21 protein-coding genes are annotated in these 21379 nt (G+C 63.6%); 9 read left to right on the forward strand and 12 right to left on the reverse strand.

Translation table 11 applies throughout. From position 1 onward, the window contains the following. The first annotated feature begins 21 nt into the window (after positions 1–21). From ASD45_RS15050 to ASD45_RS15060, 3 genes are all read left to right on the forward strand, one after another. The gene (locus ASD45_RS15050) at positions 22–1032 is read left to right on the forward strand and encodes an RluA family pseudouridine synthase (protein WP_056912227.1); all 1011 of its coding nucleotides are present in this window, start codon (positions 22–24) and stop codon (positions 1030–1032) included. A gap of 382 nt (positions 1033–1414) precedes the next feature. Next, positions 1415–2338, forward strand: a complete 924-nt coding sequence (gene rpoH / locus ASD45_RS15055) for an RNA polymerase sigma factor RpoH (RefSeq protein ID WP_056912228.1) — start codon at positions 1415–1417, stop codon at positions 2336–2338. A 132-nt stretch (positions 2339–2470) separates the two neighbouring features. Then, entirely contained in the window at positions 2471–2806 is a 336-nt protein-coding gene (locus tag ASD45_RS15060) for a hypothetical protein (protein ID WP_056912229.1), read from the forward strand. A gap of 25 nt (positions 2807–2831) precedes the next feature. Here ASD45_RS15060 and ASD45_RS15065 read toward each other — a convergent pair whose 3' ends face one another. Beyond that, positions 2832–3239, reverse strand: coding sequence for a hypothetical protein (locus tag ASD45_RS15065; RefSeq protein WP_056912230.1), 408 nt, complete (start codon positions 3237–3239; stop codon positions 2832–2834). 239 nt (positions 3240–3478) lie between these two features. On the opposite strand from ASD45_RS15065, the gene ASD45_RS24035 reads away from it, so the two are divergent. From ASD45_RS24035 to ASD45_RS15080, 4 genes are all read left to right on the forward strand, one after another. Next, positions 3479–3664: a hypothetical protein gene (locus ASD45_RS24035; RefSeq protein WP_244485385.1), complete on the forward strand. Its 186-nt coding sequence runs from the start codon at positions 3479–3481 to the stop codon at positions 3662–3664. Then, entirely contained in the window at positions 3607–4110 is a 504-nt protein-coding gene (locus ASD45_RS15070) for a PadR family transcriptional regulator (protein WP_244485387.1), read from the forward strand. The genes ASD45_RS24035 and ASD45_RS15070 overlap by 58 nt, the downstream gene beginning before the upstream one ends. Positions 4111–4191: 81 nt before the next feature. Then, complete coding sequence (locus tag ASD45_RS15075; RefSeq protein ID WP_056912231.1) at positions 4192–5058, forward strand: MBL fold metallo-hydrolase; 867 nt, start codon at positions 4192–4194, stop codon at positions 5056–5058. Positions 5059–5215: 157 nt separating this feature from the next. Further along, positions 5216–6103 (forward strand): DUF2189 domain-containing protein, encoded by an 888-nt coding sequence (locus ASD45_RS15080; RefSeq protein WP_056912805.1) that lies wholly within the window; start codon positions 5216–5218, stop codon positions 6101–6103. 77 nt (positions 6104–6180) lie between these two features. Here the strand turns inward: ASD45_RS15080 and ASD45_RS15085 are convergent, their stop codons facing one another. The 4 genes from ASD45_RS15085 to ASD45_RS15100 all read right to left on the reverse strand — a co-directional run bounded on the left by ASD45_RS15085 (position 6181) and on the right by ASD45_RS15100 (position 12039). Continuing rightward, positions 6181–7644, reverse strand: a complete 1464-nt coding sequence (locus tag ASD45_RS15085) for a hypothetical protein (RefSeq protein WP_056912232.1) — start codon at positions 7642–7644, stop codon at positions 6181–6183. A 73-nt stretch (positions 7645–7717) separates the two neighbouring features. Further along, positions 7718–9007: an adenylosuccinate synthase gene (locus ASD45_RS15090; protein ID WP_056912233.1), complete on the reverse strand. Its 1290-nt coding sequence runs from the start codon at positions 9005–9007 to the stop codon at positions 7718–7720. A 179-nt stretch (positions 9008–9186) separates the two neighbouring features. Beyond that, positions 9187–11070, reverse strand: a complete 1884-nt coding sequence (locus ASD45_RS15095; protein WP_082540860.1) for an alpha/beta fold hydrolase — start codon at positions 11068–11070, stop codon at positions 9187–9189. Between the two features lie 60 nt (positions 11071–11130). Then, on the reverse strand, positions 11131–12039 hold the full coding sequence (locus ASD45_RS15100; RefSeq protein WP_056912234.1) for a LysR substrate-binding domain-containing protein: 909 nt from the start codon (positions 12037–12039) through the stop codon (positions 11131–11133). A 112-nt stretch (positions 12040–12151) separates the two neighbouring features. Here ASD45_RS15100 and ASD45_RS15105 point away from each other — a divergent pair, with 112 nt between their 5' ends. Then, the gene (locus ASD45_RS15105) at positions 12152–13288 is read left to right on the forward strand and encodes an aldo/keto reductase (protein ID WP_056912235.1); all 1137 of its coding nucleotides are present in this window, start codon (positions 12152–12154) and stop codon (positions 13286–13288) included. 69 nt (positions 13289–13357) lie between these two features. Here ASD45_RS15105 and serA read toward each other — a convergent pair whose 3' ends face one another. From serA to ASD45_RS15135, 6 genes are all read right to left on the reverse strand, one after another. Next, positions 13358–14941 (reverse strand): phosphoglycerate dehydrogenase, encoded by a 1584-nt coding sequence (gene serA / locus ASD45_RS15110; protein WP_056912236.1) that lies wholly within the window; start codon positions 14939–14941, stop codon positions 13358–13360. A gap of 138 nt (positions 14942–15079) precedes the next feature. Continuing rightward, entirely contained in the window at positions 15080–16252 is a 1173-nt protein-coding gene (locus ASD45_RS15115; protein WP_056912237.1) for a phosphoserine transaminase, read from the reverse strand. A gap of 116 nt (positions 16253–16368) precedes the next feature. After that, positions 16369–17265, reverse strand: a complete 897-nt coding sequence (locus ASD45_RS15120; RefSeq protein ID WP_156380877.1) for a porin family protein — start codon at positions 17263–17265, stop codon at positions 16369–16371. Continuing rightward, positions 17243–17980, reverse strand: a complete 738-nt coding sequence (locus ASD45_RS15125; RefSeq protein WP_082540861.1) for an outer membrane protein — start codon at positions 17978–17980, stop codon at positions 17243–17245. The genes ASD45_RS15120 and ASD45_RS15125 overlap by 23 nt, the downstream gene beginning before the upstream one ends. Positions 17981–18096: 116 nt before the next feature. Beyond that, positions 18097–19035 (reverse strand): outer membrane beta-barrel protein, encoded by a 939-nt coding sequence (locus ASD45_RS15130; protein ID WP_082540862.1) that lies wholly within the window; start codon positions 19033–19035, stop codon positions 18097–18099. Between the two features lie 218 nt (positions 19036–19253). Further along, entirely contained in the window at positions 19254–19517 is a 264-nt protein-coding gene (locus ASD45_RS15135) for a hypothetical protein (RefSeq protein ID WP_056912240.1), read from the reverse strand. A 211-nt stretch (positions 19518–19728) separates the two neighbouring features. On the opposite strand from ASD45_RS15135, the gene ASD45_RS15140 reads away from it, so the two are divergent. Then, a complete protein-coding gene (locus ASD45_RS15140) occupies positions 19729–20616 on the forward strand; it encodes a LysR substrate-binding domain-containing protein (RefSeq protein WP_056912241.1) in 888 nt (295 codons plus the stop codon). Here the strand turns inward: ASD45_RS15140 and ASD45_RS15145 are convergent. Beyond that, complete coding sequence (locus ASD45_RS15145; RefSeq protein ID WP_056912242.1) at positions 20582–21376, reverse strand: dienelactone hydrolase family protein; 795 nt, start codon at positions 21374–21376, stop codon at positions 20582–20584. The two genes, ASD45_RS15140 and ASD45_RS15145, sit on opposite strands and share 35 nt — an antisense overlap. Positions 21377–21379: the final 3 nt, after the last annotated feature.

The raw sequence follows: 21379 nt of genomic DNA on the forward strand, positions 1-21379 counted from the left end.
TCAGGTTCAGTTCAAGACACGATGGACAGCGTCACCGAAACAGTCAGCGTCGCCGCCGAGGATGAAGGCACCCGGCTCGACCGCCTGCTCGCGGCACGCCTCCCGGCATTGTCGCGATCGCGGCTCAAGGCGCTCATACTCGATGGCCAGGTGACCGTGCAGCAAGCCGCGCACGAAACGGCGCGCACCATCCTTGATCCCTCGGCGCAGGTCAAATCCGGCGACGCCATCACCGTGACGCTGCCGCCACCGGAAGACGCCAAACCGGCTGGTGAAGATATTCCCCTCAACATCGTCTATGAGGACGACGACCTCATCGTTATCGACAAGCCGGCGGGCCTGGTGGTGCATCCCGCCGCGGGTCACGCCACCGGCACGCTGGTCAACGCCCTGATCGCGCATTGCGGCGACAGTCTCTCCGGCATCGGCGGTGTCAAGCGTCCCGGCATCGTGCATCGCCTCGACAAAGACACCACAGGGCTGATGGTGGTCGCCAAGAACGACCAGACGCACCGGGCGCTGTCGAAGCAATTTGCCGACAAGCTCGAAAGCGAACTCGAGCGTGGCTATCTTGCGCTGGCGTGGGGCGCGCCGGAGCGGCCGCGCGGAACGATCGACGCGCCGCTTGATCGGCATCCACACACCCGGGAAAAGCAGGCGGTGCGGACGGGCGGCCGCGAAGCCGTGACCCACTGGGAGCTTCGCGAAATTTATTCGGGGGCGGACGGCAAACCGGTCGCCAGCCTGATCGAATGCCTGTTGGAGACCGGCCGCACCCACCAGATTCGCGTGCATCTGGCACACATCGGCCATCCGATCATGGGGGACGAGACCTACGCCACTGGCTTCAAGACCAAGGTCGCGCGACTAACGCCCGCGGCCGGCGAAGCGCTCATCGCCCTCGGGCGGCAGGCTTTGCACGCGGCGATCCTCGGCTTTATCCACCCGCGAAGCGGTGACCGGCTGCGTTTCGAGTCCCCGCTGCCGATGGATATGGAGCGGTTGGCGTGCTGCCTGCGCGAAAGCACCTAACCCCGTGGCTCTTGAAAAAGGCCGGGCGGGCCCCATATCGGAGAACGTGACTACCTCACATCCAGAAGTATCTTCGCGATCGCCTGTTTTGCTCGAAACGGCGCTGTCAATTGCGGCGTTACCGTGGTCCCCGGTCCGGTCCAGGACCGTGCGACAGGATGCCCGCATTCCGTATTCTCAAGCCCAATCAGCCCCTTAGCTAGACACAGCGGGGTCACGCTGACGTGACGGCGGAATGCTTCCGCTGCCCGTCGTGAACCAGTATGCTGCATCTGCGTTCGTTGGAGAGAGCGACCGCAACTCGGATGCGCACCGTCGGCTCGGGGAGCGACGGTGACAACCGCCTGCCGACCTGTCGGGGGCATTTACATGGAGGGCGCTTATGGCCCGTTCTGCTGCAATACCGGCACTCAGTGCCGAAGCCGGTCTTTCACGTTACCTCGAAGAAATCCGTCGGTTTCCCATGCTGGAACCGCAGGAAGAGTACATGCTCGCCAAAAGCTGGCGCGAGCACGGGGACCGTGATGCCGCCCACCGATTGGTTACCAGCCATCTGCGTCTCGTCGCCAAGATTGCGATGGGTTACCGCGGCTATGGCCTGCCGATTTCCGAGGTCGTGTCCGAAGGCAACGTCGGCCTGATGCAGGCCGTCAAGCGCTTCGAGCCGGAAAAGGGCTTTCGTCTGGCCACCTATGCGATGTGGTGGATCAAGGCGGCGATCCAGGAATACATCCTGCGTTCGTGGTCGCTCGTGAAGATGGGCACCACAGCCAACCAGAAGAAGCTGTTCTTCAACCTGCGCAAGGCCAAGAGCAAGATTTCCGCGCTTGAGGAAGGCGACCTTCGGCCCGACCAGGTCAAGGTCATCGCCACCCAGCTCGGCGTTACCGAGCAGGACGTGGTCGATATGAACCGCCGCCTCGGCGGCGACGCCTCGCTGAACGCTTCGATCCGCGACGATGGCGAGTCGGGCGAGTGGCAGGACTGGCTGGTCGACGACGCGCCGAGTCAGGAACGTATCCTGGCCGACAGCGAGGAAAGCGATAACCGCCACAAGGCGCTGATCGGCGCGCTTGACGTGCTCAATGACCGCGAACGCCGCATCTTCGAAGCGCGGCGGCTCGCCGACGATCCGGTTACCCTCGAGGATCTGGCCGCCGAATTTGGCGTGTCCCGCGAGCGAGTGCGCCAGATCGAAGTTCGTGCCTTTGAGAAAGTGCAGAAGGCGGTGAAGAACTCGATCTCGACGCTCGAGACGCCGAAGGTCACGCCGCAGGCGCAAGTGGCCTCGGCCGCGATGCACTAAAAGTCGGCGACCCCACATCAACGCAAAAGCCGGGCTGAAAAGCCCGGCTTTTTTACGCCCTACTCGCGCCAAGGCTTTCCGTTGGAACTTTAAGGGTTCCCGGCGATTGTCTGGCGGAACCAGGGGCCTGCCATGAAAACTCCGAAAGTCATTACTGATGTCGAACATCAGGCGGCGCGTCAGCTCGATCTACTGATGCGGGCCGTACGCCAGCAGTACAAGCGCTTCGTCACCGGCACCAAGACATCGCCGGCCGTTGCCCAACGCCGCTTTATTCGGTCGGTGGAAAAGACAATCGACAGCGCCGAAGACATCATCGCCGAATTGAAGCCGCGCATCGCTTCGGTAAAACGATCGCTGGCTGGTCCCAAGCGCTCGGCAAAACGAGCCGTGAAGCGCGCCAAGGCGGCCACGAAACGCGCGCCGGCCAGGAAGCGAACCAGCAAAGCTCGCAAGAAAAAGCAGTAGTCGCGACGTCGGCTTAACGTTCGCCTCAATGATCCGAATGCCGTTCCGCCTTCAGCGCTTCGAAGGTCGGCATGTTCGGGCAATAGGTCTTCCACTCGGTACCGTCAGGATCGCGACGTAGTTCATGCTGACACTGTTTCTTCTCGTCGCAGAATGAGCAGACGCGCTGGAGATCATGGAAGACCGCCGGCTCGACTCGAGCCACGTCCTGCGGGTCTAGCCCCATAGAAGCCAGCCGCTCAACCATCGGGTCCGCCGCATGAGGGCCCAGGTTATTGACTCGCGTAAGGTCGGAGACTGACAGACCGACATCGGCGGCAATCTGGGCCGTTTCCCTGTCGTCGAGCGGCATTGGCGTGGCGAACAGGCGACGACACCAATCGAGAAATGTCCTGAGCGGCGCCTTCTGGGTCTCCGTCGCAGTCATCGCCATACGGTCCTCCCGTCGTCGCTATAAAACGAACTTAAATTGTAAATTACCGCGGGCACCGTGAGCCGCATTGACCCAAGTCAACCTCCCGCCCCGGCAATCCAATCCGGCCGCTGAAAACAACCACTTCTGATAAGATATATCTTGCGATATGTTTCCGACTGTCGTATCTAAGAGCCATCTAAAGATATATCTTTCTATGTCAAAGATGTATCATATTGAACTGAAAGGAGTTTCCATGTTTGGACATCGTCATGAACGTCAAGAAGGACGCTGCGGCCATGAATTTGCGGGCCGGCACGGGCGCGGCCGACATCGCCACGGTCCAGGCCGTCACGGCTTCGGCGGGTCGGGCGGCGGCGACGATCTCATGCACGCCGGCCGTATGCTGGCACAAGGCGATCTTCGCCTCCTGGCGCTGGCACTGATCGACGGGCAACCTCGCCACGGCTACGACATCATCAAGGCGCTCGAGGAAAAGACCGCCGACTGGTACTCGCCCAGCCCCGGCATCGTCTATCCGACCCTCACCTATCTAGAGGAAGTCGGCTACCTCACATCCCAACCCGAGGGCGCCAAAAAGCTCTACACCATCACCGAAGACGGACGTTCGCACCTCAACGAGAACCGCCATCTGGTCGAAGCGGTAATGAAGCGTCTCGCCTTCATCGGCGAAAAAGCCCAGCGAATGCGGGCGCGCGAAGAGGGCGACCAGCGCGACGACAAGCGTTGGCGCCGTATGCAACTCGTCCGCGCCGCTCTCGACAATCTGCGGGACACCGCCGTCGAGCGTCTCGAGAACGACGCCGATGCCGAATCCAAGGTCGTCGAGATCCTGGCACGCGCCGCCGGCGAAATCCGCCGCGTTCAGTGATGCATCGGCAAATCGACCGAGTCAGGATACCCTGACTCGGTCAGTCTCTCGCCGCTGCCGGCGTAAATCTCCGGAGTTCTCATGAGCCTCACATTCGCGGTCGGTGACCTCACCATCCATCGAATTGTGGAGCAGGAGACCACCTTTCTGCCGGCACTGGAGATGATGCCGGGTCTAACGGCGGACGTACTGGACGCGAACCGCGCATGGATGCGGCAGGCAAAGGCGCTGGATGACCGTGACACGCTCATTCTTTCCTTCCACTCCTACGTGGTGAAGACGCCGCATCACACCATCCTGATCGACAGTTGTATCGGCAATGACAAGCCGAGAACGCGGCCGATGTGGAATATGAAGACTGACGACACGTATATGCGCGCGCTCGCCGCCGCCGGACTTGCCGTCGACGACATCGACTTCGTGATGTGCACGCACCTGCACGCCGATCACGTTGGCTGGAATACCCGCCTCGTGAACGGCCGCTGGGTTCCGACCTTTCCAAAAGCCCGTTACGTCTTTTCCAGGCAGGAATTCGACTATTGGTCCGGGCAGAACGCCAAGGCTCCCGTGCCGACGTTCCTCGACAGCGTGCTGCCGGTCGTCGAAGCCAAAAGGCACGAGGTCGTCGGTAACGACCACCAAATCGGCGACCACGTCCGCATCCTGCCGACGCCTGGCCACACGCCGGGCCACGCCGCCTTCGCTTTCGGTCGCGGCAAGGACGATGCCGTGTTTTCCGGCGATCTCATGCATTCCCCGATCCAAACGCTCTATCCCGAGATGTCCGTGAAGTTCGACGTTGACCCGGCGCAGGCCGCAACAACCCGCCGTAGCTTTCTCGAACGCTATTGCGACACCGATACGCTGTGTTGCACCGCGCATTTCCCCTCGCCGTCCGTCGGCAAAATCAGACGCAAGGGCGACGGGTTCATCTGCGCTGCGGCATAGTCTGAAAACCGCGCGGATCGCGCGCGAAATCGTGAACCAGTTCCGGCCCGGACCGTGTTAGACTGCCTGACAGGCTCGTGGCGTGACCGCGGCCGCAGAAAACTTGGCCAGGGTCGAAACGTGCCACGGCAGCCTGAACACGCTTCAGGAGGCGCGCATGGCTCATTCCCATCTGATTGTCGGTGCGGCTGATGGTTCTGCTGCTCCTACGATACGCCGCATTGGTTTCGCCGATCTCAAAGACGCCCTGTCACAGGGCGCGGACGATTTCCTCGCCATGCCGACGCACGCGATTTTCCTCTGCGTCATTTACCCACTGATCGGCCTCATCGCGGCACGCCTCGCCTTCGGCTATTCGGTGCTGCCGCTGCTTTATCCGCTGGCAACCGGCTTCGCGCTGGTTGGCCCGCTCGCCGCGCTTGGTCTCTACGAGCTCAGCCGGCGGCGCGAACAAGGTCTCGATACATCGGCCTCGCACGCCTTTGACGTGTTCCGGTCGTCGTCGATCGGCGGCATCGTCGTGCTCGGGCTGTTGCTGACGCTGCTGTTCGGGCTGTGGATGGCGGCGGCCAATGCGATCTACATCGACAATTTCGGCTACAAGCCGCCGGCTTCGATCGCCGCGTTCATCAGTGCGGTTCTGACCACCGAACCCGGCTGGAATCTGATCATCGTCGGCAACATCGTCGGGCTCATCTTCGCCGCGGTAGCATTCACGCTCACCGTGGTGTCGTTTCCGATGCTTCTCGATCGGGATGTCGGCGCCGCCGGCGCGCTGCTCACCTCGATCCGGGCGGTGATCGCCAATCCTCTTGTAATGGCGGTGTGGGGCTTGATCGTCGCCGCATTGCTGCTCGTCGGCTCGCTGCCGTTCTTCATAGGCCTCACTGTGGTGATGCCGATCCTCGGCCACGCGACCTGGCATCTCTATCGCAAGCTGGTGGTCGCCGACGAAAGCCCGCAGCCCACCTACCGCGACGACAGCCAGCGCGTCAGGCGCCCCGCAGCGGATTTCCCCGCGGCGCTATTCCCGTGGCGCAAGTAGGCAGCGCATAAAACAACGGCGGGGCATTGAGCCCCGCCGTTACGTTGTATCTCAAACGTCAATGATCGCGCCGCGCGCTACTCGCCCCAGGCCTTGAAGGATTCGGCAAAAGCCCGGGCGCCGGGCGTGCCCTTCTCTACAGCCAGAATGGCGCGCTTGCCGCTGGTATAGACGATCGGGATGTCGAACCAGTCTCGATCCTTGAGCAATTCGACATTGCGCTGTTGATCGACGGTGACGGCCGACAGGCCAATGAGGAAGTAGTTGTTCGTCACCTTTACCGACAAGCCGGCGAGTGGCAGGCCCCTTGCCTGCTCGTTCTGCTTCATTAGAATTCCCGGAACATTGGCGATGCCGCCCTCGGGGAAGTCGGACGGCAGGGTGAACATGATCTCGATGGTGTGGCTGGCCGGCAGGGCCTTGTCGGTGTTGCGACGTAGCGACCACGTCATCCGCATTCGCCGTTCTGGGATCTCGACATCGGCGCGGATGGCGAGCTCAGGAGCCAGACCGGCACCCGGCGACACCGTCTCGGTGCGCCACACCGCCGACCCGACATAACGCTTGCCCTGCGGATCCGATGAATCTTCGTCATAGAGCACGACCTTCTGCGCCACCGCCGCGGCGGGCGCGGTCGCCGGCGTCGCCGTCGAATCGTTCGTGGCGCCGATGCGGTCGGTGATTTTGGGGCGGCCGGTGGGTGCCTCCGCCGTTTTCGGCGCCGTCGTCGTCGGCGTCGTCGTGCTCGAGCGGCTCAGGCTCGCCATCACCAACTTGTAGCCATCGACGAGCGCGCCGCGCTGCCAGTAACCGGCCGCGGCGACGGCCGCGATCAGCAACAGCACGACCGCGACCTTGACGATCCGCCCATACGAGCGCGCTGGCCGGCCGTATTCGGCGTCGTCTTCGTCGTGAGAGGCCGGCGGCGGCGGCAAGCCCGTCCGGGCGCGGCCATAGGCGGGCTCGGATTGCGCCCGCTCGGATAACGGCGCGGCGTGTTCTTCCGCCCGCTCGCGATCGGTTTCCTCGACATCCGCCGCGACGGCTTGATCGTCCTCCGGCGGCTCGAAATAATGCGACGCCGGCTCGACGGGACGCTCGTCCGGAATGGCATCGACGTGAGCCTGCAGATCGGCTGGCGCCGCACCGGCCTCGTCCGCCGCCGCATGATCCTCGAAACCCTGATAGGTCTCGCGCGCTGTCCGGTTGGCTTCGTGGCTCGCTTCGCCAAGACCTTCCGCCTCGGCGACGGTATGGCGAAAATCCCGCAACGCCTGGTCGCGCAGCGAGGGCGAGGCCGCCTCCGCCACCGTCGATTCTTCGCGAATCGTCTTCGCCGCTTCGGCCTCCAGACGACGGATCGCCTCTTCCAGGCCGAGCCGCTCGCGCGTGATGTCGGCCTCATCGAGGGGCGGATCGACGCCGCGCAACTGATTGACCAACGCCGCGCGGGCGCGCTCATACAAGGCGCGGCGGTTTTCGCCGGTGTTCTTGTCGAGGCCTGCGACGGCGCGGGCAATCAGGGGGTAGTAATCGGCCATTGCGTGTTAATGGAACCTGCTTTGCGCGTTTTGTAAGGCGCGAGGTTGTGTGCTTGGGCGGTCAGATCCTGGTTCAGGTCTCGAACGGGTTGGTCATCAGAATCGTATCGTCGCGCTCGGGACTGGTCGATAACAGAGCCACCGGGCAGCCAATCAGTTCCTCGATTCGGCGGACATATTTTATCGCCTGCGCCGGCAATTGCGCCCATGACCGGGCGCCCGCGGTCGGCTCTTTCCAGCCGTCGATGGTCTCGTAGATCGGTTCGACCGCCGCCTGGGCGTGCTCGCCCGCCGGCAGATAGTCGATCTCGCGGCCATCGAGCTTGTAGCCGACGCACACCTTGACCTCGTCGAAGCCGTCAAGGATGTCGAGCTTGGTCAGCGCGATGCCGTTGATGCCGCAGGTCGAGACGGTCTGGCGCACCAGCACGGCGTCGAACCAGCCGCAGCGGCGTGCGCGGCCCGTGACCGTGCCGAACTCGCGGCCGCGCTCGCCGAGCATCTTGCCGATCTCGTTATGCATCTGATCGGTCGGGAACGGACCTTCGCCGACACGCGTCGTATAGGCCTTGGTGATGCCGAGCACGTAATCGATGGCGTTCGGTCCGAGACCTGAGCCGGTCGCCGCCTGCCCCGCCACCGTGTTCGACGACGTCACATAGGGGTAGGTGCCGTGATCGATGTCGAGCAGCGCGCCTTGCGCACCTTCGAACAGGATGCGCTTGCCTTCGCGACGCTTGCCGTCAAGCAGCCGCCAGACGGAATCCATGTAAGGCAGCACTTTCGGGGCCAACGCGGCGAGATGATTGTAGAGATCCTTCGGGTCGATCTCGGTCAGACCATTGCCGCGGCGCAGCGCGTTGTGATGCGCCAGCAGGCGATCGATCTTGTCGCCAAGCGCCGGCAGATCGGCGAGATCCATGAAGCGGATGGCGCGGCGGCCGACCTTGTCTTCATAAGCCGGGCCGATGCCGCGCTTGGTCGTGCCGATGCGCGCCGAGGAGTTCTCGCGGATCGCCTCGAGGTCGCGATGCAGCGGCAAAATGAGCACGGCGTTTTCGGCGATGCGCAGCGTCTCCGGCGTCACCTTGACGCCCTGCGAGCCGAGCTGCGCAATTTCCTTGAGCAGCGCTTCGGGGTCGATCACCACGCCATTGCCGATGACCGACAGCTTGCCTTCGCGCACGACGCCGGACGGCAGCAACGACAATTTGTAGGTGGCGTTGCCGATCACCAAGGTATGGCCGGCATTATGGCCGCCCTGGAATCGCACAACGACGTCGGCCTGCTGCGACAGCCAGTCGACAATCTTGCCCTTGCCTTCGTCGCCCCACTGCGACCCGACAACCACGACATTCGCCATAGAAGCTTTATCTCCGCGTCAGCGTCCGGACACTGACGCCGGGCGGTGCCGGCCAGGTCCACCCTCGGATAAAGGATGGAGGCCCCCGAAGCAAGGCAAACCGGCCCCGCCGGCGAACCGTGTGGACGGTTAGTTCGCCTTGTTTATCAACAGGCTACTGGCCCGGTCGGCGGCTCCGGTCAGGCCGCCAGGACGTAGCGGCCCGGCGCATCCGGCAAAGGCACCTCGCCAGCCGGGAAAGCCGGCGGCGACACCGGGTCGCCGGATCGCGCCTGCAGCCAGGCGAGCCAGTCCGGCCACCACGAGCCGGACTTGGCCGGTGCGGCGGAGAACCAGGTGTCGGGGTCGGTATGGAGGGCATCGCTGGCGGTTGTGGTGACGCGATAATGCAGGCCGGCGCGACGCCGGTCGGAGACGATGCCGACATTGTGCCCGCCGGAAGCCAGGAGATAGGTGACTTCCGTCTCGGTCAGCCGGTGGATCTTGTAGGTCGACCGCCATGGCGCCACGTGGTCGCGCTCGGTACCGACGGCGAAAATCGGAACGCGGATATCGGCAAGTGCAATCGGCTTGTCGCCGACCATATAGCGGCCTTCGGCCAATTCGTTGTCGAGGAACAGCCGGTGCAGATACTGCGAGTGCATGCGATAGGGCATGCGGGTGGCGTCGCCATTCCACGCCATCAAATCGGTCATCGGCTCGCGCTCGCCCATCAGATAGTTGCGCGCGAGATACGACCAGACCAGATCGTTCGATCGCAGCATCTGGAAGGCGCCGGCCATCTGCGACGTATCGAGGAAGCCCTGCTCCCACATCATGTCATCGAGGAAGGCAAGCTGGCTCTCGTTGATGAACAGCATCAGTTCGCCGGCTTCAGTGAAATCCGTCTGCGCCGCAAGCAGCGTCATCGATTGCAGACGATCGTCGTTGTCGCGCGCCATGGCGGCGGCCGCGATCGACAGCAGAGTGCCGCCGAGGCAGTACCCCACCGTGTGAACCTTGCGCGACGGCACGATGGCATTGACGGCATCGAGCGCAGCCATGACGCCGAGCGTGCGATACTCTTCCATCCCGAGATCGCGATCGTTTTCGTCCGGATTCTTCCACGAGATCATGAAGACGGTGAAGCCCTGCGCGGTCAGGTACTTCACCATCGAATTCTCCGGCGACAGATCGAGGATGTAGTATTTCATGATCCAGGCCGGGATGATCAGGATCGGTTCAGGCCGCACTGTCTCGGTCGTCGGCGCGTACTGGATGAGCTCGATCAGGCGGTTGCGATAGACCACCTTGCCGGGCGTAATCGCGACATCGCGGCCGACGACGAAGTTCTCGCAGCCGACCGGTTTCTTGCCGCTGATCCGGCGCTCCCAATCCTCGATCATGTTCTGGAAGCCGGTGACGAGGTTGGCGCCGCCGGACTCGAGCGTTCGCTTCATGATCTCGGGATTCGTCAGGATAAAGTTCGACGGCGACGCCATGTCGAGGATCTGGCGCGACGTGAATTCGACGATACGTTCGTTCTGCTGGCTGACACCGCGCACGTCGGTGGTGGCGTTGTGCCACCACTGCTGCTGCAACAGAAACGACTGATAAATCAGGTTGTAAGGCCAATGCTGCCACGCCTCGCTTTCGAAGCGGTGGTCCTGCGGCAGCGGCTCGATGCACGCCCCGACCGGCTCGCGCCGCGTCATGCTCTGCGCGCAGTGCAGCGCCAAGCGAGAAGACTTGCGCGCCGCCTTCTCGACCAACTGCAGACGCTTGCCGGGCGCGCCGGCAAGATGCGTCGCCCAATCGAGATAGGCATGGACCAAGGCCTGCGGCGACAGCCCCATGGTGAGACGCGCCATACCGGCGTGCAGCGAGCGGTCGATGATATCGGCCAGCGCCGTGACGGCGTAAGAATCGCGCTCGTCGTGAAGCGCCACCTCATCAACACGCAGAAGCGCCGGGGACGCGGCCGGCGGTGGGGCGGCCGGCGGTGGCGCGGCCGGCGGCGCCGCGGCGGGTATCAGCCTGACAATCGGCTCTTCCGACGGGGTCCGGGTATTCGGGTCGGTCATGACGTCTGATGTTAGCGGCGCGGGCGCTCGGTCCCATGACTTAGGTCAAAAGGCCCGGGGTCACCGGCCGCGGGAGCGCAATATATCGCGCGCCGTGTCGATGAAGGCGCGAAGCTTGGGCGCCATGGCGGCGCGGGCCGGGTAGTACAGGAACAGCCCGGGCATCTCGAGTGCCGTTCGCGGCAGCACCTGGGTGAGCCGGCCGGCGGCAATGTCGGCCCGCACCAGCGGCTCGAAGATATACGCAAGCCCCACGCCGGCGAGCGCCAGTTCACGCGCATAGACCGTCGTGCTGACAATGGCGGAGCCGCTCACATCGATCGCGACGACGCGCTTACCATCATTGAGGTCCCACCTGTAGAGGTTGCCCGCCGTCGCCATCCGGTAGCCGATACAGTTGTGACGAGCGAGATCGGCAATCGCCGTTGGTCGTCCCTGCGCCGTCAGATAATCGGGCGAGGCGACGATAATGGTCTTGAAGGGCGGCGTCAGGCGCACCGTGACCATGTCCAGTGCGATCATTTCGCCGAGGCGGACGCCGGCGTCGAACGAGCCGGCCACAATGTCGGTCAGCGCATCGTCGACAAACAACTCGACGGTCACGTCAGGAAAGCGCTTTGCCATCGCCCGCACAACCGGCGTGATCGCGATCGGCACCGACATGCTCGGCACGTTCAGACGCAACAGGCCGCTCACCCTTCCCTTGGCCGCCTTCACGCGTTCAATGCGCTCGTCGATCTCCCTGAGCGCCGGCTCAGCCGCTTCGATAAGAGCCTGCCCCGCTTCGGTCACCGCCACACTGCGGGTCGTGCGCGTGAACAATGGCGTGCCGAGGCGATCCTCCACCAGCCGCACGGCGTGACTGACCGCCGATGGACTCATGTTCAGTTCCGCCGCGGCCGCGGCGAAACCGCCGCGCCGGGCAACGGCGATGATCACCGGCAGATGGGCGAGAAGATCGCGGTCCATTCATGCATCATATCGAATAGTGCATTCTCATTAAACCGTATTATCGAATGGCCGGATCGGGCCGATGTTCTCCGCCGCAGCCCTCCCCGGCCGCGACATACGGAGACGATCGATGACCTCACCCCTGGACAGCTACTACACCCTCGGCCGCACCGGCCTGCGCGTCAGCCGGTTGGCGCTGGGCACCATGACCTTCGGTACCGAATGGGGCTGGGGCTCCGACAAGGAGACGGCGCGGCAATTGTTCAACGCCTATGCCGACGCGGGCGGCAATTTCTTCGACACCGCCGACCTCTACACCAACGGCACCAGCGAAACCTGGCTCGGCGAATTCGTCGCCGAACGCGGCCTGCGCGACAAGGCGGTGATCGCCACCAAGTTCACCTACAACGGCGAGCCGGGCAATCCGAATGCCGGCGGCAACGGCCGCAAGAACATCCTGCGCGCCGTCGAGGGATCGTTGAAGCGGCTCGGCACCGACTACATCGACCTCTATATCCTGCACACCTGGGACCGCGTGACGCCGGCCGAAGAAGTGATGCGCACGCTCGACGATCTCGTCCGCGCCGGCAAGATTCGTCACGCCGGCCTGTCGGACGTGCCGGCGTGGTACGCCTCTCGTGCCCAGACGCTGGCCGACTGGCGCGGCTACGAACCGATTTCCGCCCTGCAGCTCGAATATTCGCTGGTCGAGCGCAACATCGAACGCGAGTTCACCGATCTCGGCACACAGCATGGCATGGGCATCATGGTGTGGAGCCCGCTCGGCAGCGGTCTCCTGTCCGGCAAGTACCGGCCGAGCCAGGATGGCGGCACCGGCGACGGCCGTCTCGAAGCGGTGAAAGGCTCTGCCGTCTCTGCCTTCGACAAGTTCAAGCAGCGCAACTGGGACATCGTGAACGAGCTCGACGCGGTCGCCAAGGCGATGGGCCGAAGCATGGCGCAGGTCGCGCTCAACTGGGTGGCCAACCGGCCGGGCGTTGCCAGCGTCATTCTGGGCGCAACCAAGCTGTCGCAGTTGAACGACAACATGGCCGCGCTGTCGTTCGAGATTCCCGGCGAACTGAAAGCGCGCCTTGACGCCGTCAGCGCGCCGGCCGTCGAGTTTCCGTACAGCTACTTCCGCGACAACCAGCAGGTACGCATCGCCGGCGGCGTGGCGGTCGGCGGCAAGCCGGCCACTTACGTGCCTGCGATCGAGATTCCGGCCGTTGACGTGCTGCCGGCGCCGGTGGCGCAGAGCCGGTAGATCGGACGCAAAAGCAAAGGCCGCGGACAAAACGTCCGCGGCCTTTTTTCGTGCAAAGCGATTGCCGGCCTAGAAATGCAGCGGCTTGGCCGATTGCACCTGCGGCAGCGCGCGCACTTTGGCGAGCACGTCTTCCGGCAGTTCGCCGTCGATCTCGATCAGCGCCACCGCGTTGCCGCCGGCGGTTTCGCGGCCGACGTGGAAGGTGGCGATGTTGATGTTCGCCTCGCCCAACGTGCCGGAGAACTTGCCGATGAAGCCCGGCTTGTCGAGATTGGTGATGTAGACCATGGACGGCGCGAATTCCGCGTCCATGCGGATGCCCTTGATGTTGACGATACGCGGGCGACCGTCGGCGAACACGGTGCCGGACACGTGCCGCGACTGGCGCTCGGTCAGCACGGTGATGGTGATCAGGCTGTCATAGTCGCCCGCCACCTGCCGCGTCGTCTCCTCAACGATCATGCCGCGCTCCTTGGCGATGACCGGCGCGGACACGACGTTGACGTCGCCGAGCATCGGCCGCAGCAGCCCGGCGAGCGCCGCCGAGGTGAGCGCGCGGGTGTTCATCTGCGCCACCGCGCCCTCATAGGCGATCTGCACCTTCGAGATGCCGGTCTCGGTCAACTGGCCGGCGAAGGAGCCGAGCTTTTCGGCGAGTTCGACGAATGGCTTGAGCTTCGGCGCCTCTTCGGCGCTGATCGACGGGAAGTTGATGGCGTTGGTGATGGCGCCGGTCATCAGGTAGTCCGCCATCTGCTCGGCGACCTGCAGCGCCACGTTCTCCTGCGCTTCCGTGGTCGAGGCGCCCAGATGCGGCGTGCAGATGACATTGGGATGGCCGAACAGCACGTTTTCGGTCGCCGGCTCGGTGACGAAGACGTCGAAGGCGGCGCCGGCGACGTGGCCGGAATCGAGCGCGGCGCGCAGCGCGTTTTCATCGACCAGGCCGCCGCGGGCGCAGTTGATGATGCGCACGCCCTTCTTGGTCTTGTTCAGCGCGGTGGCGTCGAGAATGTTGCGCGTCTTGTCGGTGAGCGGCGTGTGCAGCGTGATGAAGTCGGCGCGCTTGAGCAGATCCTCGAGCTCGACCTTCTCGACGCCGATATCGACGGCACGCTCCGGCGACAGGAACGGATCGAAGGCGATCACTTTCATCTTCAGGCCGAGAGCACGGTCGGCGACGATCGAGCCGATATTGCCGCAGCCGATGACGCCGAGCGTCTTGGCCGTGATCTCGACGCCCATGAACTTGTTCTTTTCCCACTTGCCGGCCTGCGTCGAGCGATCGGCTTCCGGGATCTGGCGGGCGAGCGCCAGCATCAGCGAGATGGCGTGTTCGGCGGTGGTGATCGAATTGCCGAAGGGCGTGTTCATCACGATGATGCCCTTGGCGGTCGCCGCCGGGATATCGACGTTGTCGACGCCGATGCCGGCGCGGCCGATGACGCGCAGGTTCTTGGCGTTTTCCAGGATCTTCGGCGTCACCTTGGTGGCCGAGCGGATGGCGAGGCCGTCATAGTTGCCGATGATTTCGGCGAGCTTGTCCTTGTCCTTGCCGAGCGCCGGCTGGAAATCGACTTCGACGCCGCGATCCTTGAAGATCTGGATGGCGGCGGGAGACAGAGCGTCGGAGATGAGAACTTTGGGCATGGTCCATGTCCTGTGATGGCGTCATTCCGGGCCGCGGGCAAAGCGAGCGAACCCGGAATCCAGATGCAATTTGAAGATTTCGATCGGGGGCGGATTCCGGGTTCGCGCCGTTCGGCGCGCCCCGGAATGACCGTGTCGTTACGCTGCCTTCGGCAGCGCGGCCTTGGCCTGTTCGAAGGCCCAGTCGAGCCACGGCGTCAAAGCTTCGACGTCCTTGGTCTCGATGGTGGCGCCGCACCAGATGCGGAGGCCCGGCGGCGCATCGCGATAGAAGGCGATGTCGTTGGCGACGCCTTCCTTCTCGAGCATCGAGGCGAGGCTCTTGGCGAACGCCGCCTGCTCGTCGAGCGTGAGCTTGGTCACCGCCGGATCGGCGACGACGAGGCACACCGAGGTGTTGGACCGCGTCTCGGGCTTCTTGGCGAGGTGGTCGATCCACGCGGTCCTGGCGACCCAGTCGGCCAGCGCTTTCGCATTGGCATCCGAACGCGCCTGCAGACCTTTCAGACCGCCGACCGACTTTGCCCAGTTCAACGCATCGAGATAATCCTCGACGCACAGCATCGACGGCGTGTTGATGGTTTCGCCGACGAAGATGCCTTCGTTGAGCTTGCCGTTCTTCGTCATGCGGAAGATCTTCGGCAGCGGCCAGGCCGGCTTGTAGGTCTCGAGACGCTCGACGGCGCGCGGCGAGAGAATGAGCATGCCGTGCGCGCCCTCGCCGCCCAGCACCTTCTGCCAGGAGAAGGTGACGACATCGAGCTTGGTGAAATCGAGGTTCTGCGCGAACGCCGCCGAGGTGGCGTCGCAGATCGTCAGACCTTCACGATCGGCCTTGATCCAGTCGCCGTTCGGCACGCGCACGCCCGAGGTGGTGCCGTTCCAGGTGAAGACGACGTCGGTCTTGAAATCGACTTTCGACAGATCCGGCAATTCGCCGTAGGCCGCCTTGAGTTCAGTGACGTCCTTCAGCTTGAGCTGCTTGATGACATCGGTGACCCAGCCTTCGCCGAAGGATTCCCAGGCCAGCATGGTGACGGGACGTGCGCCGAGCATCGACCACAGCGCCATTTCGACGGCGCCCGTATCGGAGGCAGGCACGATGCCGATCTTGTAGTCGGCCGGAACATTGAGGATTTCGCGCGTCAGATCGATGGCCTGCTTGAGCTTGGCCTTGCCGATCTTGGCGCGATGGGAGCGGCCGAGAGCCGCATCTTTGAGGGCTTGGAGGGTCCAGCCGGGGCGCTTGGCGCAGGGGCCGGACGAAAAGTGCGGGTTGGCCGGCCGCACGCCGGGCTTAGTCGCGGTCATATGACTATCCTTCCAGATAGAAGCCTCTCGTTGGGGAGAGGTGTCCCACTGGCGGAGATAGTCGATCAGCCCGCGCCGGTCAACCGCGCTGGCGCGAATGGCGAATATTTAATGCGTTAGAAACGCATACCGACGCCGACCCGGCCGTTATTGAGCGAATTGCGAATGCCGTTGATCGCGCCGAACGTCAGGTATTCCCATTCGGCGCGCAGGAACACGTTGGGCGTCAGCGCCACGTCGAGGCCCACACCGCCGGCGAAGCCCGCCGAGAAGGCATTCTGCTTCGAGTCGGTATAGGTGTGATCGCTGCTGTAGGGACTGCCGCCACCGCCGCCGACGTCGGTGCCGCTCGCGCGGATGCGCGTGCTGACCGCGTAGTCGAAGCGTCCGACGGCAACGCCGGCGAAGGCATAAGGCATGAATTGGCCCATCGGATAGCCGGCCCGCGCGCGGAAGGTCGCGTAGTCCTTCAGCCGCACCGTGGCCTGCGAATCGATGGTGACGTTGTTGTTGTAACCGTCCGAGGTGTTGAACTGCCGGCCGATCGAATCGGCCTCGGACTGATCGAAGCCCGTGGTCTTGTTGTAGGTGATATCCGCGCCGAGGATGACGCCTTCCCACTGCGCGCTGTAACCGAGGAAGCCGCCATAGGTGCGGCCATTGGTGACGCTCGACGGCAGTGTCGACCAGTTCTCGGGGTGATACTCGTTCAGCACGGTGGTGTTGCGGAAATCGTAGGCCACCTGCTCGCTGTTGCTGCTGCCGAAGTTGGTGATCATGTTTCCGACGCCGAACTGACCGCCGAAATTGATGCCATCCCAGCGTATGCCGCTGCCCGCCAGCGCCGGCGGTTCGAACGAGCCGCGCAGCGGCGACTCGCCGGGCCAGTCGGCCGCCCTGGCGGCGAACGGCGGCGCGGCGAATGTCGCAACCGCGGCGCCGAGCAGCAACGCCCGCAAGGCAACGCCCTGCCCGCGCCGGCGAAGTGCGTTATCGTAGTGTGGGTAAGTCATCGAAATTCCAACGCAGGCCGACCCGAACTTCGTGGTTGGCGATGTTCTTGAGAGTCATCTGTCCGGCAGCGTCGCTGGCGGTCGAGACATCGCCGAGCGCGAGATAGCGATAGCCGACATCGACCTGCATGTTGGGCGCGATCCGGTAAGCAACGCCCGCCATCGCCGCCCAGGCGAAATTCCACTGGCTGTGTGCGCCGTCGCCGCTGAACGGGGGCGCGACCGTGCTCTGATATTCGCTGACGCGCAGCCGCGTCGCACCGAGGCCGCCGCCGATGTACGGCGTCGCGCGATACCAGGTGCCGAGGTCCAGGTAACCGTTGAACAGCGCGGTGATGGCGGAAACCTTGGCGGTGGTGTCGTTCGGCGTGAGCGTCGTCGCCTCGTATTTCATCGGCGAGCCGAAATCGATGGTGCCGTCGGTGCGCAGCCAGCCGGTCTTGACGCCGAGGCCGACGCCGCCGGCAAAACTGCCGCCGAGTTTCTCGCTGCCCGGCGCCGCAAATCCCGGGGCCACATTCGAGCCGGAGACGTGCCCCCAGCGATAGCCGATGTCGCCGCGCAGGTACCAGCCGCTGAGCAGTGCCGGCGGCTCCAGCGGCCGCACATAGGCGGGCGGCGCGACAGGCCGGTTGCCCGGCATATCGGCCGCTTGCGCGCTGGCCAACCCGGCAAGGCTCGCCAATCCGATTGCCGACGTCCGAACCAGACCCATCACCCCACTCCTTCGCGACACGACGCCGCGTCTCGATTCGGCGATTTTGTTAAACCGCCATCAACCAAGAATTTTCACCAAGCGGCCGCGCCGTTAACGACGCGGCCGGTGTTTCACTAGCCTTTGCTCTGTAGCGGCGGCTGCATGTAGACAGGCGGCGGCGCATAAACCGGCGGCGGTGCGTAGTATTGCGGTGCCGGTCGCGAGAACATGTCGAAGCCGTCGAGATTCCAGCGCAGACCGAGCTTCACGTCGTGCGACGTGATGCGGTCGAACGTCGAGCCGGCCAGAACCTCCGACCCGTCATAGGCCACCAGGCTGCCAGTTTCGGCCTTGCCCAGATCGACATAGCGATAAGCCAGTTCAACGGTGAAGTTCTTCGACACCTTGTAGGCAAGACCGGCATACAAGGCCCATGCGAAATTCCACTTCGCATTGTCCGCCGCGAAGGACACGCCGTTGTTCGCAGGATTGCCGCCGCAACCGTGGCAGACGTCCTGGAAGCTCTGGATGTTGATGCGTGAGAAGCCGACGCCGCCACCGACGAACGGCGTCACGTTGTTCCAGGTGCCGAGGTCGATATAGGCATTGGCCAGGAACAGCCATTCCGACTTGCTGCCCGTGTATTCATCGGTGGCTCTGCCGCCGTTGAAATTATAGATTTCGGAACCCTTGAAGTTGGCTCGGCTGCGATATTCACCGGTCACGTCGAAGCGCAGCCAGTCATTGAAATAATAGCCGACGCCAAGACCGAAGATCCCGGCCGAATCGAATCCGTAGCTCGAGGACGCCGGCGTGATGCCTGCGGAGTTGTTGAGCGTCTTCACCTGCTGATTGCTGATGCCGATATCACCGCGCAGGTACCAGCCCGAATATTCTTCGACCACGACCGGCGGCGGCGGCAGATAGCAGGGAACGGCGCCCGGCGGGGCGCGCCCGGCCGCGATCGTCGCTGCATCGTAGCAAGGCGGTGGTGAATAGTCGGCCGCGTGCGACACCGTCGCGATGAACGACGCAGCTGCGGCGACGATTCCGATTTTAAGACGCGCACTCATTAGACCGTCATCCCTCAACTGTTTCGCCGCACACGTCGCGACGAAAGAAGACTGGAGGACGATGGCACCAAATCCTTAAGTGGCTCTTAACCCTGTTTTTTAACGACGATTTTTAACGATTGTTCCATACGTGCCGCGCGCCGCCTTGAGCGGCCGCAGCATCCTGGGCTTTAAGATTCTCTTTACCGCTGTGGCGGAGCAATCCGTCGCAGGCTCGCTTATCGACGCTGTCCGCGCCGCGCCCAATCGTGACTGACGAGCTGCTCGGCGAGGTTGACCAGCGCCTCCCGCGCCGCCGGCGCTTCGATCGCAAAGAAAGCTTCCATCAAGCGGACGGCTTCCTGCATGCGCGGATCGTCTTTGGCGCCAGGCACGGCCTTCTCAAAGCCCTGCCTCTCATGGTCGCGAGCGTCGGCCTTGGGTTTCAGCTTGGTATCGAGCGGAACGACGTTGCCGTCGTTATGCAATGGAAAGTCTTTCATTGTCATTGGCGCCTGATAGTCCGGAATGCCTGTTTTGGGCCTCTGGTTTCCTGTCTCAGTCGCGGTCGTACGCCACACAAAAAGAGACCGGCGCCTTGAAACTGGCCACAACCACGCATTGAAGATGGCGACTAGTCGCCCAATTGTCATTATCGCGGATATCGCGTTTTGTAAGGTTTTACCTCATAATCGGAGCATGGAATTACGCCACTTGAGGTATTTTGTTGCCGTCGCCGAAGAGCTGCATTTCGGCCGCGCCGCCGCGCGCCTCAACATCTCGGCGCCGACGCTCAGTCATCAGATTCTGGCGCTGGAAGGATTGCTCGGCGCCAAGCTGTTCCTGCGCCGGACCAAGAGCGTGGTGACGCTGACGGCAACCGGCAAGCGCTTCCTGGTCGAGGCCTATGCCACCCTGGCACAGGCCGCCAATGCCGAGATGATCGGACGCCGTGCGGCGCGCGGCGATGTCGGATCGATCGCGCTCGGTTACATCTTTTCGGCCGGTCTCAGCGGCTTCGTGTCGCGAAACCTTGTGGCCTTTCGTGAGAACCATCCGGACGTGATGTTGCAGTTGCGGCGTCTCGTGACATTCGAACAGTTTCGCGCTCTGACTGACGACACGCTCGACGTCGGCTTTACTGCCGCGCCGCAGAGCTATCCCGCCGGTCTCACCGGGTTCGTCGTCGACCGTCAGCCCTATTATGTCGCGATTCCCGAGCGCAATCCGCTCGCCAAGCGCAAACACATCACGCCGGAGGCCATCGCCGGCGAACCTTTCGTCGCAGTATCGCTGGAGATGGAAGTCGGCTTCGGTGGCGGCAACATCTCGGCGATCTCGCCGCCCGGCAAGTCGCTTCGCATCATCGAGCGCGCGCCGGACATCTTTTCGGTGCTGACCTTGTGCGCCGCCGGCGTCGGCTTGAGCGTCATGTCCGAACCGATGACGAACGCGCATGTGCCCGGCATCGTGTTCCGGAAGGTCGAAGGCGTCAGCCGCACGTTCGAACTTGCCCTGGTCTATCGTCGCAATGAAGCGGCGCCGGCCGTAAAGGCCTTCATCGAATTCATGCGGGCGCACGTGAAGCTCGCGCAGGCTTGAGCTGCCGCGCGAACATGGCGAAGGTCTCCTGCCAGTCGGTTTCGGTCGCCGCGGCGTCGTGAACGTCGCGGTCGGGCAACGAGTAGCCGTGATGCGCACCGCGGTGAAAGCTGGAGCGATAGGTCAGGTCGCTGCGACCCTTGAACGGCGCCTCGAGCGCGGCGAGAATCTGCGGTTCGCTGAAGCGGTCGTGTTCGCCATGGCCGCAATAGACCTCGCCTTTCATGCGATTGATCAGGCGATGCGGCGAGTCGGGCGCATCGGTGACCAGAAGCGTGCCATGGAAGCTCGAGGTCGCGCGAATGCGATCGGGGAACGATTGGGCGGCGAAGAACCCGATCCGCCCGCCGAGGCAAAAGCCGACCGTCCCGGCCGGGCCCGTTGAAACCGGCTGCGTGCGGGCAAAATCGAAGATCGCCGACACGTCCGTCTCGATCATCTGTCGTGTCAGGCCACGGCCGAGCACCAGCATTTCCTGCTGCAGATTCTGCGGCAGCGTATCGAACGAGACCATGCGGCCCGCGGCGTTGCGCCGTTCGTATCGGATCCTGCCGCTGCGATAGTAGAGATTGGGGACGACGCAATAATAGCCGTGGCACGCGACCTTGCGCGTGAGCGCAAACAGCTCCTCGCGCAGACCCCAGATGTCCATGAACATGATGACAAGGGGAAACGGACCGCCCTCGGCCGGCCACGCCGCGTAAGCGTCCATCGTTCCGTCGGCGGTCGGGATATCGATGGCGCGGCCGTTCACGTTCATGGG

It is taken from the genome of Pseudolabrys sp. Root1462, from assembly GCF_001426945.1.
In the GTDB taxonomy this organism is placed as follows: Bacteria; Pseudomonadota; Alphaproteobacteria; order Rhizobiales; family Xanthobacteraceae; genus Pseudolabrys.

Bases quoted from the DNA above. Each gene is read 5' to 3' on its own strand.
- ASD45_RS15135 (WP_056912240.1), bottom strand. From the start codon at position 19,517: ATGAAAGACTTTCCATTGCATAACGACGGCAACGTCGTTCCGCTCGAT.
- ASD45_RS15115 (WP_056912237.1), bottom strand. From the start codon at position 16,252: ATGACCGCGACTAAGCCCGGCGTGCGGCCGGCCAACCCGCACTTTTCG.
- ASD45_RS15075 (WP_056912231.1), top strand. From the start codon at position 4,192: ATGAGCCTCACATTCGCGGTCGGTGACCTCACCATCCATCGAATTGTG.
- serA (WP_056912236.1), bottom strand. From the start codon at position 14,941: ATGCCCAAAGTTCTCATCTCCGACGCTCTGTCTCCCGCCGCCATCCAG.
- ASD45_RS15105 (WP_056912235.1), top strand. From the start codon at position 12,152: ATGACCTCACCCCTGGACAGCTACTACACCCTCGGCCGCACCGGCCTG.
- ASD45_RS15120 (WP_156380877.1), bottom strand. From the start codon at position 17,265: ATGACTTACCCACACTACGATAACGCACTTCGCCGGCGCGGGCAGGGC.
- ASD45_RS15065 (WP_056912230.1), bottom strand. From the start codon at position 3,239: ATGGCGATGACTGCGACGGAGACCCAGAAGGCGCCGCTCAGGACATTT.
- ASD45_RS15080 (WP_056912805.1), top strand. From the start codon at position 5,216: ATGGCTCATTCCCATCTGATTGTCGGTGCGGCTGATGGTTCTGCTGCT.
- ASD45_RS15070 (WP_244485387.1), top strand. From the start codon at position 3,607: ATGCACGCCGGCCGTATGCTGGCACAAGGCGATCTTCGCCTCCTGGCG.
- ASD45_RS15050 (WP_056912227.1), top strand. From the start codon at position 22: ATGGACAGCGTCACCGAAACAGTCAGCGTCGCCGCCGAGGATGAAGGC.
- rpoH (WP_056912228.1), top strand. From the start codon at position 1,415: ATGGCCCGTTCTGCTGCAATACCGGCACTCAGTGCCGAAGCCGGTCTT.
- ASD45_RS15100 (WP_056912234.1), bottom strand. From the start codon at position 12,039: ATGGACCGCGATCTTCTCGCCCATCTGCCGGTGATCATCGCCGTTGCC.
- ASD45_RS15145 (WP_056912242.1), bottom strand. From the start codon at position 21,376: ATGAACGTGAACGGCCGCGCCATCGATATCCCGACCGCCGACGGAACG.
- ASD45_RS15085 (WP_056912232.1), bottom strand. From the start codon at position 7,644: ATGGCCGATTACTACCCCCTGATTGCCCGCGCCGTCGCAGGCCTCGAC.
- ASD45_RS15060 (WP_056912229.1), top strand. From the start codon at position 2,471: ATGAAAACTCCGAAAGTCATTACTGATGTCGAACATCAGGCGGCGCGT.
- ASD45_RS15130 (WP_082540862.1), bottom strand. From the start codon at position 19,035: ATGAGTGCGCGTCTTAAAATCGGAATCGTCGCCGCAGCTGCGTCGTTC.
- ASD45_RS15125 (WP_082540861.1), bottom strand. From the start codon at position 17,980: ATGGGTCTGGTTCGGACGTCGGCAATCGGATTGGCGAGCCTTGCCGGG.
- ASD45_RS15090 (WP_056912233.1), bottom strand. From the start codon at position 9,007: ATGGCGAATGTCGTGGTTGTCGGGTCGCAGTGGGGCGACGAAGGCAAG.
- ASD45_RS15095 (WP_082540860.1), bottom strand. From the start codon at position 11,070: ATGACCGACCCGAATACCCGGACCCCGTCGGAAGAGCCGATTGTCAGG.